Source organism: Candidatus Acididesulfobacter guangdongensis (genome assembly GCA_004195045.1).
Taxonomy (GTDB): domain Bacteria; phylum SZUA-79; class SZUA-79; order Acidulodesulfobacterales; family Acidulodesulfobacteraceae; genus Acididesulfobacter; species Acididesulfobacter guangdongensis.
This window is the reverse complement of the sequence record SGBC01000003.1, coordinates 29,452-51,496: the sequence shown is the minus strand read 5'-3', so window position 1 is coordinate 51,496 and position 22,045 is coordinate 29,452. Positions and strand designations below refer to the sequence as shown.

17 protein-coding genes are annotated in these 22,045 nt (G+C 34.0%); all 17 read right to left on the bottom strand.

Features of this window, described 5'->3' with window-relative positions; all coding sequences use genetic code 11:
* Window positions 1–40: 40 nt before the first annotated feature.
* The 17 genes from EVJ46_06650 to EVJ46_06570 all read right to left on the bottom strand — a co-directional run bounded on the left by EVJ46_06650 (window position 41) and on the right by EVJ46_06570 (window position 21,924).
* Window positions 41–781, bottom strand: coding sequence for a UMP kinase (locus tag EVJ46_06650; protein ID RZD15872.1), 741 nt, complete (start codon window positions 779–781; stop codon window positions 41–43).
* A gap of 21 nt (window positions 782–802) precedes the next feature.
* Entirely contained in the window at window positions 803–1,357 is a 555-nt protein-coding gene (locus EVJ46_06645; protein RZD16230.1) for an elongation factor Ts, read from the bottom strand.
* A 156-nt stretch (window positions 1,358–1,513) separates the two neighbouring features.
* Window positions 1,514–2,383, bottom strand: coding sequence for a 30S ribosomal protein S2 (gene rpsB, locus EVJ46_06640; GenBank protein ID RZD15871.1), 870 nt, complete (start codon window positions 2,381–2,383; stop codon window positions 1,514–1,516).
* 354 nt (window positions 2,384–2,737) lie between these two features.
* Entirely contained in the window at window positions 2,738–3,454 is a 717-nt protein-coding gene (locus EVJ46_06635) for a polysaccharide deacetylase family protein (GenBank protein ID RZD15870.1), read from the bottom strand.
* A 132-nt stretch (window positions 3,455–3,586) separates the two neighbouring features.
* Window positions 3,587–4,807 (bottom strand): bifunctional glutamate N-acetyltransferase/amino-acid acetyltransferase ArgJ, encoded by a 1,221-nt coding sequence (gene argJ / locus EVJ46_06630; GenBank protein ID RZD15869.1) that lies wholly within the window; start codon window positions 4,805–4,807, stop codon window positions 3,587–3,589.
* 203 nt (window positions 4,808–5,010) lie between these two features.
* The gene (gene secA / locus EVJ46_06625; GenBank protein RZD15868.1) at window positions 5,011–7,614 is read right to left on the bottom strand and encodes a preprotein translocase subunit SecA; all 2,604 of its coding nucleotides are present in this window, start codon (window positions 7,612–7,614) and stop codon (window positions 5,011–5,013) included.
* Between the two features lie 14 nt (window positions 7,615–7,628).
* The gene (locus EVJ46_06620) at window positions 7,629–8,978 is read right to left on the bottom strand and encodes a TldD/PmbA family protein (protein RZD15867.1); all 1,350 of its coding nucleotides are present in this window, start codon (window positions 8,976–8,978) and stop codon (window positions 7,629–7,631) included.
* Between the two features lie 32 nt (window positions 8,979–9,010).
* Window positions 9,011–9,844: a kinase/pyrophosphorylase gene (locus EVJ46_06615; GenBank protein ID RZD15866.1), complete on the bottom strand. Its 834-nt coding sequence runs from the start codon at window positions 9,842–9,844 to the stop codon at window positions 9,011–9,013.
* 188 nt (window positions 9,845–10,032) lie between these two features.
* Window positions 10,033–10,404 (bottom strand): rhodanese-like domain-containing protein, encoded by a 372-nt coding sequence (locus tag EVJ46_06610; GenBank protein RZD15865.1) that lies wholly within the window; start codon window positions 10,402–10,404, stop codon window positions 10,033–10,035.
* 142 nt (window positions 10,405–10,546) lie between these two features.
* Window positions 10,547–11,005, bottom strand: a complete 459-nt coding sequence (locus EVJ46_06605) for an N-acetyltransferase (protein RZD16229.1) — start codon at window positions 11,003–11,005, stop codon at window positions 10,547–10,549.
* A 175-nt stretch (window positions 11,006–11,180) separates the two neighbouring features.
* Window positions 11,181–12,881 (bottom strand): DNA repair protein RecN, encoded by a 1,701-nt coding sequence (gene recN, locus EVJ46_06600; GenBank protein RZD15864.1) that lies wholly within the window; start codon window positions 12,879–12,881, stop codon window positions 11,181–11,183.
* Between the two features lie 187 nt (window positions 12,882–13,068).
* Complete coding sequence (locus EVJ46_06595) at window positions 13,069–13,920, bottom strand: NAD(+)/NADH kinase (protein RZD15863.1); 852 nt, start codon at window positions 13,918–13,920, stop codon at window positions 13,069–13,071.
* Window positions 13,920–15,857, bottom strand: coding sequence for an aconitate hydratase (locus tag EVJ46_06590; GenBank protein ID RZD15862.1), 1,938 nt, complete (start codon window positions 15,855–15,857; stop codon window positions 13,920–13,922). The genes EVJ46_06595 and EVJ46_06590 overlap by 1 nt, the downstream gene beginning before the upstream one ends.
* A gap of 373 nt (window positions 15,858–16,230) precedes the next feature.
* Entirely contained in the window at window positions 16,231–17,610 is a 1,380-nt protein-coding gene (locus tag EVJ46_06585) for a sugar transferase (GenBank protein RZD15861.1), read from the bottom strand.
* Window positions 17,611–17,626: 16 nt separating this feature from the next.
* Window positions 17,627–19,099, bottom strand: a complete 1,473-nt coding sequence (locus EVJ46_06580) for an O-antigen ligase domain-containing protein (GenBank protein RZD15860.1) — start codon at window positions 19,097–19,099, stop codon at window positions 17,627–17,629.
* A 246-nt stretch (window positions 19,100–19,345) separates the two neighbouring features.
* Window positions 19,346–20,854: a glycogen synthase gene (locus tag EVJ46_06575; protein ID RZD15859.1), complete on the bottom strand. Its 1,509-nt coding sequence runs from the start codon at window positions 20,852–20,854 to the stop codon at window positions 19,346–19,348.
* A gap of 113 nt (window positions 20,855–20,967) precedes the next feature.
* Entirely contained in the window at window positions 20,968–21,924 is a 957-nt protein-coding gene (locus EVJ46_06570; GenBank protein RZD15858.1) for a hypothetical protein, read from the bottom strand.
* Between the last annotated feature and the right edge of the window lie 121 nt (window positions 21,925–22,045).

The window sequence follows — 22,045 nt, the reverse complement described above, 5'->3', positions numbered from 1 at the left end:
ATGCGTTAATTGTTTCTTCTGTCTCAAATTGTTTTACTATTTAATTATTTAAATTTTTAGCGATAATTGTCCCTATAGATTCATTTCCCTTTACGACATTCAGCAAATTGCCCGCCGTTAATAAATTAAATACGATAATCGGCAGATTGTTATCCATACACATTGAAATCGAAGTTGAATCCATAACTCTCAAATTTTTGTTTAAAACATCTATGTACGATAATTTTGAAAACTTAAGAGCATTCTTATGAAGCAGCGGGTCCATATCGTAAACTCCGTCAATTCTTGTAGCCTTTAATATAACATCTGCATGTATTTCCATTGCCCTTAAAGATGCAGCAGTATCAGTCGTAAAATAAGGATTGCCGGTTCCAGCGCCGAAAATAACGACTCTTTTTTTCTCAAGATGTCTTATAGCTCTCCGCCTTATATACGGTTCTGCAACCTGCTGCATTGTTATTGCGGACTGAACCCTTGATATAACGCCTATATCTTCCAATCCTGCCTGCAGCGCAAGCGCATTAATAACGGTTGCAAGCATGCCCATATAATCGGCTGAAGATCTTTCTATCCCCAACCCTTTAGACGACTGGCTAAATCCCCTGAATATATTGCCTCCGCCTATAACCACGGCAAGTTCGATGCCGAGGTCGACGACAGATTTTATTTCTTGCGAAACAAAAAAAATTACCTTTGGGTCTATACCGCAGCCGTTGTCTCCTGCAAGCGCTTCTCCGCTGACCTTTAGTAAAATACGATGATAAGGCAGTTCATTGCTCATTTATTTTTTCACCTGTTTATTTTATTCTCCGAGTTGAAATCTTGCAAATCTTTTAACTATTATATTTTCTCCAAGCTTTGCTACATTTTCATCTACTAAGGAAGAAATGTTTTTAGAAGGTTCTTTTATAAACGGCTGTTCATACAGACATACCTCCTGAAAATATTTATCTAATTTTCCATCTACTATTTTTTCCTTAACTGCTTGCGGCTTATCCACTGTATTCAGCTGGTCTTTATATATCTCGCGTTCTTTTGCAATAACCTCCGCAGAAACGTTCTCTCTTTTTAAAAACAGAGGATTTGCAGCTGCTATATGCATTGAAATATTCTTCGCAAGTTCGTGAAATTCATCCGTTCTTGCTACAAAATCTGTTTCGCAATTTATTTCTACAAGAACGCCTATACGTCCGCCTGCATGTATATATGAAAAAACCAATCCCTCCTTGGTTTCTCTGGATGCTTTTTTTTGAGCTCTTGCAAGCCCTTTTTTTCTTAACGCTTCAACTGCCTTATCAATATCTCCGTTTGATTCTACAAGAGCATTTTTACAATCTACAAAACCCGCTCCGGTCATGGAACGTAAATTTTTTACAAGTCCTGCGTCAACATTGAGCGACTTTTCCAATTATATTTTCCTCCGTTTTGATAGATAATGTTTTATATAATCTTAATACAATCTTTATATAATCTTCGGTAATTTTATTTTACCGGCATAAAATTAGCCGCAGTATTAAATATTTTCAGCAATTTCAGTAATTTCTGCAGCTTCTTTTGCAACTTCTCTCATATCTTCTTTATTGTTATTGCTAACGTCAATATCTTCATTTGCATTATTGCCTGCCCCTGTAAAGGTTTGTTCATTAATATCGGCAATAGGAGCTTCTGAATTTTTTGTTCTGTTAAGTTTTGCCTCATACATCGATTTTCCTTCTATGACGGCATCGGCTATAATTCCGGCTATTAATTTTATAGACCTTATCGCATCGTCATTTCCTGGAATAATATAGTCAACAGGGGTTGGGTCGGCATTTGTATCGACCATGCCGATTATCGGGATATTAAGTCTATTCGATTCCTTCACCGCTATCTCCTCACGGTTTGTGTCCACGATAAAAAGTCCATCCGGCACTTTATTCATATGCCTGATTCCGCCGAGAACTTTTTGAAGTTTTTCTATATCTCTGTCCATTCTTCCCATTTCTTTTTTTGTAAATTTTGAAAATTCTTCAGAATTTTTTAAGGCTTCAAGCTCATTTAATCTTACTATAGAATATTTAATAGTAGAAAAATTGGTCAGCATACCGCCGAGCCATCTTTCCGTAACATACGGCATGCCGCATCTCTGAGCTTCTTCGGTTATTATTGAAACGCTCTGTTTTTTTGTTCCGACAAAAAGAACAGTGCCGCCTGCTTTAGTAATCTCAACAATTTTCTCGTATGCGGTTTTTAAATAAGGAAGGGAATTTTGAAGATCTATAATATAAATACCGTTCCTTGCACCGTAAATATACGGTTTCATTTTAGGGTTCCATCTTTTTGTCTGGTGTCCGAAATGAACCCCTGACTCTAACAATTGCTTAATTGTGACTGTAAACGGCATGTTTTTCTCCTTTGTGCTTTGTTCTCTCCGTTTATATTTATTTATTAAAATAATTCAAGCACAAATAATAAACGGATACGGTTTATTTGAATTTTTTTTTACCTAAACATAATCTTTTATCATTTTTATTGAATTAATGCAAGAAAATTATCTCGTCTTTAATCCTGTAATAGAAAGTTATCCACTCGGAAAAGGTGTCAGATTAATTTTTTTTGCAAATATTTTCTTTGTTAATTGAACTACACCATATGCAAAAAAATAAAATCTGACACCTTTTCCTTATATCTAAAAATTGTATTATATCTTACTGCAACGGTTTTATGACTGCGGTTTATAGCTATTTTATTAATACAATCAATACATGAAAATTATCTTGTATAAAAAATTAAAAATTGTATTATGACCGTTTACAGATATTCTTTTTAATTCATATGAATTATCTCCAACCGCAATTTTACCTTTATTTGTGGTAAATGCTCCTTTATAGCCGGCGTTTTTTGTCTCCCTCATAACTTTTGCATTGTAAGCTCCGTAGGGATATGAAAAAAAATCTATTTTTTTTCCTGTTAAATCTTCAAGTATTGCTTTGGAAGCTAAAAGCTCTCCTGCAAGCACTCCGTCATCGGTCAACTCATTAAGAAAATAATGATTTATGCCATGAGAAGCTATTGTAATACCGTTTTTGGACATTTCAATAATATTTTTTTTATCTAAAAAATCTTCAGCCTGATTTTCTTTTCCGTTTTTTTCCATAATAGCATTTGTTTTCCCTATACATCCTGAACTTATAAATACAGTAGCTGTAAAACCAAAGGCTTTTAAAATAGGATAAGCATACGTATAATTATTTTTATAACCGTCGTCAAATGTTATTAAAATAGGTTTCTTGAAAGGCAATCTATGACCTTTGGTAAATAAAAGAAGCTCATAGGGGGTAATAGTCCGATATCCCAAAATTTTCAAAACTTTCATCTGCAATTTAAACTGTTCGGGTTTAACATACAGACCTTTTAATATCGCAGTGCTTTTAGGATAATCTATTTTATGATAATATAATACAGGAATTTTCATAGGAACAAAATGTGAATAACCGCCATACGCGGACTATCTTATAGACAATCCGGTTATAAAACTAACCCATAACTAATTGATAAATAACGAATACGAATGGTCTGCTATTTTCAGCCATGTTCTTTAAGACGCTCAAGACCTGTAAGATGCGTTAATATTAATATATTCATTTGTAAAATCGCATGTAAGGACTTTGAAAAATGAGGGTCCGCATTTTAAATCGATCTTAATATTTATTTCCTTTTGGGACATAATTTTTTTCTCATTTTCAGCGCCTATAAATCCTAAAGACTTTGAATTTTCGACAATTTTAAAATTATTAATATAAATATCCACATAATTAGGTTTTATTCTTGCACCCGCTTTACCTATTGCCATCATTATTCTGCCCCAATTTAAATCTTCTCCGGCTATAGCAGTTTTGACTAATGGGGAATTTGCAACGGAAAAAGCTATTTTTTTCGCCGATGATTCGCTGTAAGCATTGATAGCTTCAACCGTTACGGATTTAGTGGCGCCTTCTCCGTCTTCCGCGATCATCTTTGCGAGGCTTAAACATACTTCTCCTACCGAATATTTTACTATATCGTAATTGATATCCTTTTCTAATATACCTTTAAAAGCGCTGCTTCCGTACGCCGGTCCGTCGTTATTGGCAAAATACATATCGGCGTCAGGATATAAAAAGAAAGCGGTATCATTTGTTGAAGTATCTCCGTCAACTGTTATAGAATTAAAAGAATATTTAACACATTCTTTAAATAAAGCGTCTCCTAAATTTTTTGAGAGCGGCAAATCAGTCATAATAAAGGCAAGCATAGTTGCCATATTAGGCATTATCATACCTGAGCCTTTTGCCATACCCACTATATGATAATTCTTATTATTTATGGTCATATTTTTTACAACTACCTTAGGAAACGTATCCGTAGTCATTATCGCTCTGGCTACCTGTTCGGCTCCGTCTTCCGACAGTGATTTCACTAATTCCGGTAAACTGTTTTCAATCTTTGACGTATCTAATCGTTCACCGATAACGCCTGTTGAGCATATAAGAATATTGTTCTCTTTAATGTTTAAAGCTTCAGCGGCTAATGACATAACTTTTTTAGCATCTTTAATACCGTCTGTTCCGTTGCAGGCGTTAGCATTGCCTGAATTGACAATTAAAGCTCTTATAATATTTTTTGAATTTTTTTTCGACAATATTACCGGAGCGGCTTTAATCTTGTTTTTTGTAAACACGGCGCTGACCCTCAATGGAATATTAGAAAAAACCAGAGCCAAATCAAGCTGTCCGTTTTTTTTTAATCCTGATGTCTTTGCCGAAAAAAGATAATTTTCTATTTTCATAAATTTTTACATCTATTTTAATATGTTACAGAGCTGCTTTAACTCCATAATATAATAATGATTTTTAATTAATTAATAGTTGTATTCTCTCAACTGATACATATTTTCCAAATCCGATATTTCCAATTTTTAATTAATTAATAGTTGTATGCCTTATATTATCTTAATTAGCCTTATATTATCTTAATTATAATGATGCTTGATTATAAATTTTTACCGTGGCAATTTTTATATTTTTTTCCGCTGCCGCAGGGACACGGTTCATTTCTTCCTATTTTTTTAGATTTCACTATAGGTTTTTGTTTAACAGTATTTTCATCTTCTTCGCCTATAAAGCTCCCGTGCGTCAGCATCATATTTCCTGAGCCGAAACCGGCGCCTTCGAGTATCTCTTCTCCTGTAATATCGTCTTCTATTTGAATAGTAGCGATTGAATTTATAGCTTCTTCTTTCATGCGTATCTGCATATTAATAAAAAGCTCGTAAGCCTCTCTCTGATACTCTATTAACGGATTTTGCTGAGCATAGCCCCTGAGACCTATTCCTTCTTTTAAAGCCTCTAATGATGTGAGCGAATCTTTCCATATATTATCTACAGCCTGCAAATAAAGCGCTTTTTCTATATTAAGAGCTTCATCTTCCGGAAATTCTCCAAGTTTTAATTCTAGAATTTCCTTAAGCATAAGAAAAACTTTTTCAAATAATAATTTTCTGTCTAATTTTCTCAGTTCGTTAATTTTATCAGGAGTAATAGTCAATGATGATGACAAATCAATGCCTAGTTCTGCTTTTATAATACTTTTAAGCCCGTCTATATCCCAATTTTCACTGTGTTCTTTTAAAGGTATATAAGTATCAAAATAGTTTTCTAATATCGTTTCGGTATCGGAAATAATTTCTGCGAGCATCTCGTCAGAATTTTCAGCCTGCAATATTTTTTTTCTGTAGGAATAAATTATCTCCCTCTGTTTATTCATTACATTATCATAATCAATCAAATTTTTTCTTATATCAAAATTATGACCTTCAACTTTCTTTTGAGCATTTTCTATTGCTTTTGATATCATAGGATGTTCAATGGATTGCCCGTCTTTAAGACCTAATTTTTCTAAAAACGGCGACAACCGTTCAGAACCGAATATCCTCATGAGGTCGTCTTCAAGGGAAACGTAAAACCGTGAAGACCCGACATCGCCCTGTCTTCCTGAACGTCCTCTCAGCTGATTATCTATTCTTCTCGCCTCATGTCTTTCAGTCCCGATAACATGCAGACCGCCAAGTTCAGTAACGCCCTCGCCGAGAACAATATCTGTTCCTCTTCCTGCCATATTTGTAGATATAGTAACCGATTTTTTCTGACCTGCGGCAGCAATAATTTGAGCTTCTTTCATATGATTTTTAGCATTTAAAACAGCATGCGGTATTCCTCTTTTTTTCAGCAAAGCGCCCAATTTTTCCGACTTTTCTATTGAAACGGTACCTATCAAAACCGGCTGATTTTTTTTATATAATTCCGTAATCTCATCAGCAACTGCCGAAAACTTTTCGGCTTCAGTCGCAAAAACAAGGTCGGAATAATCCTTTCTTGCCATAGGCTTATTTGTCGGTATAACCGCCACGTCAAGATTATAAATTTTTTTAAATTCTTCGGCTTCAGTATCTGCAGTTCCTGTCATACCTGCAAGTTTTCTATACATTCTGAAAAAATTTTGAAATGTTATAGTCGCAAGGGTTTGATTTTCACCCTGCACGGTAAGATTTTCTTTAGCCTCAATCGCCTGATGCAAACCTTCTCCGAAACGTCTGCCGGTCATAAGTCTGCCGGTAAATTCGTCAACAATGGCAATCTCGTTATCTTTTACCACATAATCCACGTCTTTGGAATAACAGGCATGGGCTCTGAGAGCCTGATTGACGGCATGAAGCGTTTCAAGATGCCTAGGGTCGTAAATATTTTTAATATTTAATGTTTTTTCAATCAGGTCAATGCCGTTTTCCGTTAAAATAGCAGTCTTAAGCTTTTCGTCAACCGTATAATCTTCATTTTCTTTTAAAAAAGAAACCGCTTTATCTACCTTATAATACATTTCCGTTGCTTCTTCGGCTTCTCCAGAAATTATCAGCGGCGTTCTCGCTTCATCGATAAGAACCGAATCAACTTCGTCAACTATAACATAATTTAATTCCCGCTGAACATAATCGTCGAGCGAATATTTCATATTATCTCTCAGATAATCAAAACCGAATTCGTTGTTAGTTCCATAAGTAACATCGCAGCAATAAGCCTTTTTCCGGTCTTCGTCGCTGACCTCATTGGTTACTACACCGACACTTAATCCTAATAATTTATACGCCATTCCCATCCATTCGGAATCTCTTTTGGCAAGATAGTCGTTGACCGTAATAACGTGAACGCCTCTCATAGTAAGGCTGTTGAGATACACCGGCAGAACGGCAACTAAGGTCTTTCCTTCGCCGGTCGTCATTTCCGCTATCTTGCCGCGGTGGAGAATGATGCCACCTATGAGCTGAACATCAAAAGGACGCATTTTTAACGCTCTTTTACATGCTTCTCTGCCTATCGCAAAGACATCAGGCAATATTTCATTTAATTTTTCATTCTGCTGCGCATCGGGTAAATCCTTAAGAAGTTCCCTGAATTTAAAGGTCATGCCCTTAATATCATCGTCCGTAAGAGCCGCATATTTCTCTTCAAGAGAATTTATCTGTTCAATTATAGGTCTTATTCTATTTATTTCTCTTTGATTACTTGTTCCAAAGATTTGTTTAAGCAAATTTATAGCCATATTTTATTTACCCGTTATTTCCCCGATACCTGAACATCGTCAATTAAAATTGAAGGAGACCCGATATTGCCCATAAAACGTATATCGTCAGCTATTTCAATAATGTTATTAAACAAATTTATTATATTTCCGCTTAAAACAATACCTTTTACCGGAAAGTCAAACTGACCGTTTTTTACAAAAAAACCTGAGGCGCCGAGAGAAAACTCGCCTGTGTACGGCTTAGCCATATGAAGACCCATAAGTTCGGTTATATACAATCCGTCTTTTATAGAATTTAAGGTATCTATAAAAGATTTTTTGCCAGTTTCAATAAAAAAATTGGTAGTTCCTAATTCAGGAAGCTCTTTATGAGATGAACGGCGTGAATTTCCCGTTGATTTAGTTTTAAACTTATTTGCATATTCTATGTCGTACAGATAAGTTTTTATAACTCCGTTATGGCAGAGTATTTTTTTCTGCATTGCAGTTCCTTCACCGTCAAAAATATCGGTTCCGTAACCGCCGAAAAGCGTACCGTCGTCTATTATAGTCAATTTTTCAGAAAAAACTTTAGAATCTATTTTTCCTTCAAGCAGCGATTTTTTCTTATATACGCTGCTTGCATAGAAAGACTGTTTTAAAATAGAAAGCAGCTCCGACGATGTTATATTGTCAAAAAGAATACGGTATTTTCCGCTTTCTACAATCCTTGCCCCAAGCTGGTCGATTGCTTTTTTAGCTCCGTTCATAGCAACTTTCTTAAACTTCAGGGAATTAAACTCTGAAGAAGCGTCAAAATCATAACCCGAAGCATTTTCGTCATTATTTTTTGAAGCAGCCGATAAAAAAATCTCGTAATGTGTTTTTTTTGAAGACATATCGATGCCGCAGGAGTTGACTAAGCGCTTAGAAATAAGCACTTCGCTATAAGACGGTTTATCTACTTTGTATATTCGTTTATCAAAAGAATAGGCTGCCTCTTCCATTTCTATAAGATTATTTTTTTTGTCTTCTATGTTAATATTGAAAAAATTATCGCTATAAATACCTAAATTATTTTTACTCAGATTATTTTCATCAATTTTAGCGCTGCTAAAAGCAATATCAGCGTTATCTTCCGTTAATCCGAGTAAACTGAAACAGTTATTTAATGAGTTAGCGGCTTTGTCTTCATCTAAACCTGAACAATATGAAAAACTTATTTTATTATTTTTTTTAAATCTTAATGAAAATCCGTTTGATACGGCATCTGTATAACTTGATATTTTAGAATCTTCGGCTTCCATTTTTAAAATTTTAGCATCAAATAAATAAATTTCATACTCCAGACCTTTAGCATTTGCAAAGTCCTGAGTCATAGAAACAGCTTTATCAAAATTCATTAAATTTTATTCCCCTTTTTCAAAAAAATAATTTATTTATTATTTATTGAAGATATTATATCTGCGGCGACTTCTTCGATAGATTTATCGGTTACATCAATAAAATGAATACATAATTTTGTAAAAATAGACTTGGAATACTCAATCTCTTCTTCAATTGAATCTTTAATGACATAATCCGAAGAAAAAGGTATCCCCATCCTCTTAAGTCTTTCTTTTCTCAAACTCATTATTCTTTCAGGACTCGAAATTAACCCGAATATTTTTTCTTTCGGGATGCTATAAATTAATTCGTTTATCTCCTGATGGTCAATTATTGGGATATTTGCCGCTTTAAAACCCCTCTGCGCCAGAAATAAACAGAGCGGAGTTTTTGATGTTCTGGATATACCCAAGACTAAAGCATCGGCATCTACAATCTCGTCTATTCTTTGACCATCGTCATGCTTTACCGCAAATTCTAAAGCATCCACCCTTCTGAAATATTCGTCGTTAACCCGATGGATAAGACCGGGCTTCCGCTCAGGCAATTTATTTAATACCGTTGAGATAGAATTTAGAACAGGTCCTATTATGTCTATGCTTATTACTGAACTGCTATTAGATTCAAGCAGCATAGTATTTCTGAGTCCGTCTTCAACAAGCGTAAAAATTATAATAGCTTTTTTTTTAGATGCTTCAGTTATGATTTCTCTTATTTTTTGTGCAGAATCAACAAGTAAAAATCTTTTTAGCCGCACATTGCTGACATCAAACTGAGACAATGCAGCTCTTGCAACCTTCTCCGCCGTTTCGCCAGTTGAATCTGAAACAACAAAAACATAAAAATCATTATTTGCAGATTCGGTATCGTTAATTGTTTTCATAATTTTTTATTATAAATAATTCACCGGTAATAATTATATGTTATTATAAGTAATATATAAAAAATAATATATAAAATTAATCATTAATAATTGATAATTGTTAATTGATAATATAGCTATGCCGTATTATTATTTTTTGACATGCATTTTATACAATATGATATACAATAATATTTTTATTTAATAGCCTAATCATTATGCGAATCCATTCCTAATTTTTTCCAGAGTATCATTCCGCCTTTCAGATTATGCACATTTTTAAATCCGTGTCTTTTTAAAATATTGCAAGCCGAATAACTTCTGGCACCGCTGTGGCAGACAACAATAATATCGTCCTCTTTATGCTTTTCAAGTTCTTTTACTTTAAGCGGCAGCAGTTTTAACGGAACGAGCTGCGCATTCTTAATATGTCCTAAATTGCCTTTAAATTCATGAGGTTCGCGAACATCTAAAATAAGAGTTTTTTCTCCTTTATTTTTCTCTATGATTTTAAGCGCCTCTTCAGGATTAATCTGTTTTATCTCATCTGCGGAATTTCCGCCGCCAAAAATATTAAACATACTTTTAATGTCCTCCCAGACTTATCATATTTATTTTGTTCTATTGCGCAATAACATAAATTAATAAATTATCAGTCGTATAAAACTTTGAATAATTTTAAATTATATTACAAAATAACATTTATGTCTATTTAATATTTAATTACGGTTCAATCATAACCGCAGTTTCGTCGCAATCCGGAAACTTAACGCAATTTATACAGTCGCTCCATATTTTATGAGGGAGTTCGGATTTTTCAATTATTTTAAATCCGTTGGCTATAAAAAACTGCGGCTTATAAGTCAAAGCAAAAATTTTTGAAATTTTAAAAAAATTTGCTTCTATTAAACATTTTCTTATAAGTTCCGTGCCTATTTTTTTTCTGGTGTAAGGTTTTTTTACGGCTAAAGACCTTATTTCCGCCAAATTTTCCCAAACAATGCTGAGAGCGCACGCTCCGACAAGTTCATATCCTCTGCCTTCCTCTTCTTCCTCAGTCTCAATCTCCGCAATATAATAATCTCTCAAATGCACATATATATCAATCATTGACCTTGGAAGCATTTCTCCGGCTTTTGAATATTCGGAAAACAGATTATAAAGGCTCTTGACATCGCACATAAGAGCTTTTCTGAATACTACGATTTTATTATTGTCCTCTTCTATTTCAATTTTTGACGGAAAATAAATATCTATACCTGCCTTTTCATACCGTTCTTTTCCGGACTTATACAATAAAGTTTCTCCTGGTTTTTATTTTATACTAAGTTATAATTGAGCTTTAAAAATTTTAAAATCAGACAATAAATCCTTTTTTCTTTAAAATTTCTTTAGAATGTGCCAAAGACGCCTCGCTTTCAGTATCTCCGGAAAGCATTCTTGCTATTTCTACAATTCTTTCGGTTATATTAAGGTCTTTTATTAATGTGTACGTTCTGTCGTTTTTAACGCTTTTATAAACAAACAGATGTTTTTGTCCGCATGAAGCTACCTGAGCAAGATGCGTAATACATATAACCTGACTGTGTTCAGAAATTTTTTTTAAAGCATCTCCTATGAAATCTCCGACTTCGCCGCCTATACCTGAATCTATTTCGTCAAAAATTAAGCATCCTGCGTTTTTTTTGGAATTAACTGCCTTAAGCATACAGAGGCTGACTCGGGACAGTTCTCCTCCTGAAGCAATCATCGAGAGCGGTTTCGGTTCTTCTCCTGGGTTAGCGGAAAACAGAAATACGATTTTTGCGAGTCCTGTTTCGGAATAACCCTTATCAAAATTGAAATGCTCGACATTTATAGCAAACACCGGCTTAATACCCAGGAAAGAAAGTTCTTCCGTAATTTCCTCTGCAAGTTTTTTTGACGTTTCCGTACGATTTTCTAGCAGCTTTTTGTCAATATTAAGATATTCAATTTTTTTCTCTTCAAGTTTATTTTTTAACTCGGCAATTTTTCCATCGACAAGGTTTGCGTCATATATTTCATTTTTCGCTTTTTGAAATCCTTCCAGAAACTCTTTTATATTTTTAAAACCGTACTTATTTTCTACTGTTATAATCAAATCGAGTTTATTTCTTAATATATTAAGTCTTTCTTCGTCATAATCAAAAGAAGAACGTTTTTCTAAAGCAGCCGATATATCTTCCATTAAAAGTTTAGCTTCAAAAGCATTTTTTAGATTATTATCTCTTTTAAACTGAGGGTCTATTATTTCTAATTTTTCAAATAATGAAATAAGCGTATTCAAATTTTTTAAAATACCGGTTTCTTCATTATCCGTTAAATCCGATGCTGCCGAAACTATTTCTTTAATTTTATTAATATTTTCTAATCTTGTAAGTTCGTCTTTTATATCCTCTTCGTCTTTTTCCGATGAAATTTCAAGTCTTTCGGCATCAGAAATTATATATGAATTAATAGTTTTTATCTTAGAAATATCTTCGGCTTTTTTGTATAATTCATTTAATTGATAATTAATTTCATTTATTTCTTTGTATAATTGTTTAATATCGGACAGCAAAGCCTGATTGCCGGCATATTCGTCTAAAAAAGCAAGCTGGCTTTCATTTGAAATTAAAAATCTTTTATCATTCTGCCCAAAAATATTAACTAAAATTTCGCTCAATTTTTCAATAACTGTTTTATTGGCGGGCTCATTATTAATAAAATATTTGCTTTTGCCGGATAAACTCACGGTCCTTTTAATTAAAATTTCATCGTCGCCGGTTCCTATGCCGCATTCTTCAAGAACAGAATTTATAATTTTATATGTTTCTTTCTCTCCAATATCAAAAATACAGCTTATATAGGCTTCATTCTCGCCTGTTCTTATAACATTGCCGACATTTTTTGATTTTCCGAATAAAAAATTAACGGATTCTATTATTATGCTTTTGCCTGCGCCGGTTTCCCCGCTCAGTATATTGAAATTCCGACCGAATTCTAATACCAAAGAATCTATCGTTGCAAAATTATTAATATATAATTTTTTTAACATAACTGAATAAAATCCATTAATGCCGTTTATTTCTATTATTTATATAAACTTGAAATAAAATTTATTAAAGCGCTGCTAAAACTTATTGCCTTATATCCTCATTGCTATAAGCTTGTGGGCTTTACTGCAACTGTCGTTAAATTTAAGCTACAGTAATGCATAGTCGTATAGTCATTTTAAACTAAATCTACCATCTCAATTTAGCTCTTAAAATATCCCAGTAACTCATATTGAAAGATGCCGCCAGATAAAATTTTGTCTGATGTCTTTTAATATAAATCTCGTCGCCGTCTTCTAACCTGATCCCATCCCTGCCGTCGACAGATATAAAAAGTTTATTGTCCTGGGGAGCAAACCTTATCCTTAATAATTCGTTTGAGTTAATCATAAGCGGTCTGTTGGAAAGCATATGCGGACAAATAGGCGTTATGATAAAAGCCTCCAAATCAGGAAAAACTATTGGACCGCCTGCGGCTAAAGAGTAAGCGGTAGAGCCGGTCGGGGTTGACACTATGAGACCGTCTAATCTATAATCATTAACCCATATACCGTTTATACACACTTTGATATTAATAATTCTGGCGTGTATGCTTTGTTCGCGGGCTATTACAGCCTCATTTAAAGCAACATAATTTATTATGCCGCCTCCGTTTCTGCGCACAGTAATATCTAAAGCAATACGCTCTCTGAATTCCAGCGTGCCGTCAAAAAATTTCTCAATCGCTTCTGTTTTATTATTATCGGATATTTCAACTAAAAAACCGAGACTTCCGAAATCTATCCCTATCATCGGAATTTCTAAGGGAAATACGCTTCCGAAAGTAATTAAAAGCGTTCCGTCGCCGCCGAGAACAATAACTAAACCTGTATCGATTAAATCAGCGGGGGATATATCCATGCTGGGTCTTATAACGGTTTTTATATTCTTGTCCTCTATAAGTTCGCTTATAAAAACTGCAGCATTATAAGCTTCTTGAGCATCTTTTTTATAGGAAATAAGGACTTTCTTTATATTTTTATTAAATTCTTTTGATAGCATCAATTTTTAGAATTTTTAGTTTCGTTAAGAAGACCGCCCTCTTTTATTATATTAATCTGTCTGTCCGTTAAATTATATTTAAAAATATATTCTTCTTTTTTAGTTTTATTAATAAATTTAACCGGTTTTTTTTCATTTAATTCACTTAAAATATTTTGAGCTTCAAATAAATCGCCCTGATTAATTTTATCATAATCGGCAGGATTGTCAAATATCAAAGGCAATATACCGAAATTGACAAGATTTGCAAAATGTATTCTTGCAAAAGATTTTGCAATAACGGCTTTAACACCGAGATACATCGGGGCAAGCGCCGCATGTTCTCTGCTTGAACCCTGCCCGTAGTTTTCGCCTGCAACAATAAATCCGCCTTTTTCCTTTAACGCCCTTTCAGAAAAAGCAGGGTCAACCGATTCAAAAACATATTTTGAAATTGCAGGTATATTTGACCTTAAAGGAAGTATTTTTGAGCCTGCCGGCATAATATGGTCTGTAGTTATGTTATCTCCTACTTTAAGCAAAACTTTTCCGCTAATGCTTTCAGACAGTTTTTCTTTTATAGGCAGCGGTTTAATATTCGGTCCTCTATAAACTTCAACATTTTCAGGTTCTGTTGACGGCCGTAAAATCATCGAATCGTCAATATCAAATTTTTCAGGCATTTTAATCTCAGGAGCCTTTCCGAGCGTGCGCGGGTCAGTAATATATCCTGTTAGTGCCGAAGCTGCGGCTGTCTGTACGGAAATAAGATAAATACTCGCATCCTTCGTTCCGCTTCTGCCTTCAAAATTGCGGTTAAATGTTCTCAAAGAAACTGCGCCTGAACGAGGAGCCTGCCCCATACCTATACACGGTCCGCATGTTGATTCAAGTATTCTTGCGCCTGATGAAATAAGCTCTGCCAGAGCACCGTTTTTTGCTATCATTTCGTAAACCTGTTTGGAACCGGGGGATATCACAAGGCTGACGTCAGGATGCACTTTTTTACCTTTAAGGATAGCGGCTACCGTCATTAAATCCGCATAAGACGAATTAGTGCAGCTTCCTATAGCTGCCTGGTCCACTTTGATATCTTTTAATTCTTTAACTTTAACAACATTGTCAGGCATATGCGGTTTCGCAGCCATAGGCTCCAAAGACGATAAATCTATGTCTATAACTTCGTCGTAAACCGCATTTTCATCGGCGGAAATAGCCGTATAGTCTTCCGTCCTGTTTTCCGCTTTAAGAAATTCTAAAGTTTTTTCATCGCTTGGAAAAATGGATGTCGTCGCCCCGAGTTCTGCCCCCATATTTGTTATAACGGCTCTTTCAGGTACAGATAAACTCTTTACCCCTTCTCCGCCGTATTCAAAAATTTTTCCGACTCCGCCTTTAACGGTAAGTCTTCTTAAAAGTTCGAGGATTATATCTTTAGCTGAAACCCAGTCTTGCAATTTACCTGAAAGTTTTACTAAAACTACCTTTGGAGCCGCCATATAAAAAGCGCCCCCGCCCATTGCAACTGCAACATCAAGACCGCCTGCGCCTATCGCAATCATGCCGACGCCGCCTGCGGTAGGAGTATGGCTGTCCGAGCCCAATAATGTTTTCCCCGGAACACCGAATCTTTCTAAATTTACCTGATGACAGATTCCATTGCCGGCTTTCGAATACAATATGCCGTATTTTGACGCTAATGTCTGTAAAAACTTGTGGTCGTCGGCATTTTCAAAACCGGTCTGCAGTGTATTGTGGTCAATATAGCTGACTGACAACTCTGTCTGCACACGCGGCACTCCTATAGCTTCAAACTGAAGATATGCCATTGTTCCGGTGGCATCCTGAGTCAGAGTTCTATCTATTTTTATGGCAATTTCTTCGCCTGGGTTTAAATTTCCCTTGATTAAATGAGATTTCAAAATTTTGTAGGTAAGACTTAATCCTTGCGATTGCATGCATCCTCCATATAATTTTATATATTAATATTATTACTTTTGCAGTGTATTCATATCACTTTTACTTCAATCCTACAATAGAAAGTTATCTGCTCGGAAAAGGTGTCAGACGGAAAAGGTGTCTGACACCTTTTCCGTTCCTTTTCCTTATATTTTTTCAATTGCCGGATTAAGGTTTTAATATTGCTTTTATAATTTATTTATATTACGTTCTGATTATACTAATATAAAAAACAAAAAAAGTGAATAAAAATTTATATAAGAAGCGCGGCTGCAAATACAGGCGGACTACCTATCAATAAATGAGCTTCACTGTGCTTTGTTTGAGTTTCGCAGCTTTCAGTAAAAAGCCGATAAAAAATCAATGAAAAAATTACATGGCTCCATGAGCGAATATAACCGCAGGTATAGTCTTAAATAAAATAATAAAATCAAGTTTTAAAGACCAGTTATCAATATATTTTAAATCTAAAACAACTCTATCTTCAAAACTTAGCCTGCTCCTTCCGCTTATTTGCCATAGGCACGTAATTCCGGGTTTCATAGACAAGCGTCTTCTCTGAGCAATAGAATATTTAGCGACTTCGTCTGGCATAGGAGGTCTTGGACCGACAATACTCATGTCGCCTCGCAGCACGTTATAAAATTGGGGCAATTCATCTAAACTGGTTTTCCTTAATATTTTACCTATCCATGTCAATCTCGGGTCATCCTTAAGTTTTACCTCTATTCCGTCCGGATTAAATTTTTTCCTTAATTCTTCCCTCATTGCATCGCTAGTTTCAATCATGGTTCTGAATTTGTAAAAAGTGAAAAGCCTTCCGTGCAGACCGACTCTTTTGCTTTTGTATATAATATGCCCTTTGGACGAAAATTTAATTAATATTGCTATTATTATCGAAGGAATAAAAAACAGTATTATACCAGCTAATGAGCCGATAATATCTATAAACCGTTTTATAAGAAGAAGTATTTCGTCTTCAGGAGCAGTATAAAATGAAAGCATGGGCAGATCATCTATTTTTTCGAATGATATTTTCGAATACTTAAAAGGAATAAATTTTGTAACAATTTTAACGGTAATGCCCATTTCTTCTAAAAGAAGCGTCAATTCTTTTATACCGTTTAAATCATTTTCATTGACATCAAATATCACCTCATCTACAGGATTTTTAATAACAAAATCAGGAATAATCCGAATGTTATCTTTGTTTATTATGCCTGCCGATTTTAACCCTAAATATTCGTTTTTTTTAATTGTTTTTTCTATTTTCTCCGATGAATGAATATCGCCTACTATTAATATTGTTCTTAAAGAATAATCGCGCTGTTTGAATATTTTTAATATTTTTTTACTTATATAGTTTGAAATAACTAAAAACAAAAACACGTAAATCGCAAAATATCCGATAAAAAGTCTTGATACATAATGAAGTCTCAGCATAAACAAAATGCCGTAAAAAGTTAATATTGCCGCAAAAGTCAATTCGAAACTTTTTAAAAATTGAACTGCGATATTTTTTCGAATAAACAAATCTTTATGAAAACTGAATATAATAAGATAAAAATAAAATATAACTGCAATAGGAATGAGCATCCAGATATAGCTGTACAGCGGCAGCAAACCAAATCCAACAATAAAAGGGTCAATAATATTAGCGGTAATATAGGCAATAAAGTACGCCGCTACTATAAAAAACAAATCTACAACATAAAGATAATTAGACAATATTTTGTTTTTTTGAGATATCATATTATATATATTTATGTTAATGATTCTTGCCGGAATTTTTAGACATATTTAAAACGGAAGCGAAAATTGCAAGGAATAAAAGCCAGAGATCCGTCAGCTGGTCATTGGACATATTAGAAATTCCGATGAAAGAACCATAGAAAACCATGCTCATTCCCGCAGTCATGACCGATATTTTTTTTACAAATGCGTCTTCAGAGTTTACATATAATTTAATCGGTTCTTTTAATCCCAGAAAAAACAACCACATCAACACTATAAAACTGAATATTCCCGTTTCTGCCAGTGTCTGCATATAGCCGTTTTCCGGCCAATTATCATAAGTATCATACTCTTTTTTTCCGGTTTTAGGATTGTAGTAATCCGGAAAATGCACATTTTTATGAGTATTAAAATATTTTGAAAATGCTCCAACGCCGACACCGGTTAACGGATGCTCAAAAAAAACGGCTGCGGCAGATTCTACCAAAGCTATATGGCTTTCTATATCTCCATGTCCTTTAACCTCGCATAAATAAATTTGAGGATTAAACATCGCAAATATTCTGCTTCTAAAACTTTTAGAGGCATATAAAAAACCTGCGTTAAATATAAGAATTATTATTAACGCCGTAATGAATATTTTTTTTGATCTTAAGAACATTATAATAAATATACCGAGAAAAACTCCAATCCATGCAGACCTTGCTTTAGAAAGAATGATAGAAATTAAACCCGCAAAAATTATGACACTTATTAAAGAATTTTGTATAATTTTGCTATTTATAATTTTGCTATTTATAATTTTTGTCTTATTGTCTATACCGCCTGTCTTATCTATATTATTTATCTTATTTATATTATTTATATTATTGATATTATTGATATTATTTATATTATCTATTTTATTGATTCCTATAAATTTCAGCATATATAAAGAAATAAACAACACTATCCCGTATGAAGCCTGAACCGGATAACCGTCCCAGTTGCCTATAAGTCCGGTTACTCTATTTGCGGAATGAAGCGCATTAATAAAAATACCTTGAAAAAAACCGTAGAAAATAGCGACCGTTATCGAAAAAGCAAACGTATAAAGTATAAACATAATTCTTTTGCGTGAGTTCAGTAATTCTGCAGCTGCAAAGAAAAATGCAAAAAAATATAAAATCTCCCCGCCTTCATTTATACTGTCGCTAAAACTATAAGTCCATAGAAAGGAAAGAATAACTATCAATATATATATAATAATAGGCTTATTAAAAACTGTAAACGGTAATTTAAAATCCCTTTGAGAAATGCGGAACGCAATAAAAAAAATAATTGCAAAAACAATCCCAAAAATTGCAAATCCGTCTTTTATCGGTATGAAAAGGGCAAATAAAAATATACCGGCAAGCGACGCTTTTTCAAAAAAATCGCTTAATGAAGGTTTTTTTAAGGCTAAAAAAACTAAAAATAAACCAGCACATAAAATAGCTGCAATTTTTGCAATAAGAATAGCGTTCATTAATTTTAGCTTCAATTGCAGCCGAATCGCACATTTTAAGAATTAATGGGATTATCGGCGGCGGAACATTATAATAGTATTATTATGTTATTTGTTGTATTTATATAAACATCGAAACTCGATAAAGAGAAATATTCCAGTCAAATATTATCGTCAGACAGACAATGCAATACAATGCAATACAATACAATAAACAGTATTTCAGATTATTTGTTAGGATTATCTGCCATCGCATCTATATGTATTTTACAAAATTTTATTATATAAATCTATATATTTTAATGCGGAAGCGTTCCAGCTAAAATCGGAATTAGCGCTATTAATAACAAACTGTCCCCAGTCTTTTTCATAATACAAATTATATAATCTGTCTAACGCCCATGAAATAGCATGCGTGTCAATGTGCTGAACGGCTATTCCGCTGCCGTGTTCATTATCTCTATTCAAATCTACAACGGTATCATGAAGACCTCCGGTATCGCCTGCCAAAATTACACCGCCGTATCTCATTGAAATCATTTGAGACAATCCGCACGGTTCAGTTCTTGAAGGCATAATAAAAATATCGGATGAAGCGTAAATTTTATGCGCCAGCGCTTCATCAAATCTGCCTATTTTAGCATAGACTTTATCTTTATAAAATTCCTGCAGATATAATGCTTTTTTTTCTATAAAATGTTTTCCCGTTCCTAAAATTAAAACATGAAATGGAAAGTCATTCCAGTTAAAAAGAGTATCTATAAAAACGTCTATACCTTTTTCTTCCGTTAATCTGCTGACTATTCCAAGAACAGGAAGCTGCTTGCCGCTGCTGTTCTTTTTAAATTTCAGCCCTATTTCTGAAAACAGCGCTTTTTTATTTTCTTCTTTAAAATTTTTCCAGCTGTCGTAATCATTAAAATTATAAGGTCTGTCTTTTCCGTTAAAATTAACATTTAAAAAACCGTCATTCTTAGGATTCCAGTACTCTTCATCAATCCCGTTTAGAATACCGGAAAGTTTTCCGTTTTCCCTTAAATGCCTCAACTCACCGTCAAGCCCGAATCCTCTATGAGGCATAGTAATTTCATCGGCATATGACGGACTTACCGTAGTAACGGCATCGCTTAAAAGAAGTCCGCCTTTTAAAGCGTTAAATGTCCCAAAATGTTCAAAGGCATCCGAAGAATTAAATTTAAAATCAATCCCGATATCATATAAGTCGTCAATCGGGTATACACCCTGATATCCAAGATTATGCACAGTAAAAACAATTTTAGGTCTGTCGTTTTCGTTAAAGGTCTGCTTAATAATTGCGGGCACAAGTCCGCCTGACCAGTCGTGAGAGTGCACTATTTTAGGAATACCCAGTATTTTCATACAGTGAACGGCAGCATGAGCAAGAAGAGAAAATCTCCACAAATTATCGCGATAGCCGACTGTTCCGCCGTGCGGACCATAAACATCGTCTCTTCCGAAAAAATGGTCCTGTTCGACAAAAATAAGAGGAATTCCGTCCTTAGTTTTAGCTTTTTTTATGCCGAAATCAAAGGGAATATCTCCAAAATAAACCCTTCCTGCAGGCAAATTTTCTTCAAACTGCACAAATTGTGCATAATCAATAAATTTATAAGCAGGTATCACTACCTTGACATTCATGCCTAATTTCATAAGATACTTAGGAAGACTTCCGATGACATCGCCTAAACCGCCGGCTTTTACTAATGGAGCCATTTCGGGAGCAACAAACCATATTTCATCATTAAAATTATTCAATTTTATAATCCTTATTTAAGTATTTATTCGTCAGATATGCATCAGTATATCTCTATATCTCTGATCAAATGTCCGCAATTAATTTAATTTATTTTAATTCAATTTATTTTATTTTATTTTATTTTATTTTTTTCCAATTTCCATTCAACATTTATGTCTGAAATAACACTTTTTTCCATATCCCACAAAATATTGAGTTCCGATGCCTGAAATATTTTTTCGTATCCGCCTTCATAAAGCGAAAGAGTCGTAATAGGAGAATAATTTAACAGCGGCGTAAAATCAATATTTACGGCATTATCTTTATTTGCTTTATAATTTGCGTATCCGTTTGTGCTGACAAATGCCTTTAGATTGCCTCCCCAGTAAGAATCGCCCAATTCTACAGGCGAATCGACAGGTATATTTATAAGATTTTCACGCAAGCCGTAAATATTTTTATCGTCAGGTTTAATATAGGTAGCAGGACCGTCGCCGCCGGAAAACGAAAACCTGAAGAACATTGACAAATCTTTTAATGAATATTTATCATTTTTGTTGCTATTATTTTTATCATTATTTTTATCATTATTGCTATAATTACTGCTATAATTATTATTAATAGCAACGTGATACCTTATGGTATCGGATATTGTTATTTCTAAATTGAGCAAAATTTTATTTTTAACATTTTCTTGAAATGCAATGCTGTTTTTATTAATCTCTTTTTCAATACCGTTTTTATCGCCATTTATTTCTTCAGAGTTTTCTTTGTCTTCCCTTAAAAATCCTTCAGATTTTATGACAAAAACACCATTGTTATTTTTTATTGATTTCAAATTAAAATTCAGATCTGAACCGTTATAAAGTATTTGAAAATGCGGCATCAACCCATTTTTGGTGACTAAATCTTTGGCTGTTAAACCGTCCGGGATTTTCATATTATCATGAATAGTGTGCGGAACATGAGCTTCATCTTCTTCTGTCTTTTTATTTTCTCCAGGATTATTTTGTAAATTCAGTTTATCTTTAATAATATGCAAATCATATTCGTCATGCAGACAGAAAATATCTCCAAAAGGATTAGCCATGCCTTTTGCAATATAATCAAGAGCAATAAGATGAGCTACGGAAGGTTTATATACCGCCTGCCAGAATTTATTTCTTACCTGATATTCTAACTCACCGTCTGCATCAAAATCAAATATATCT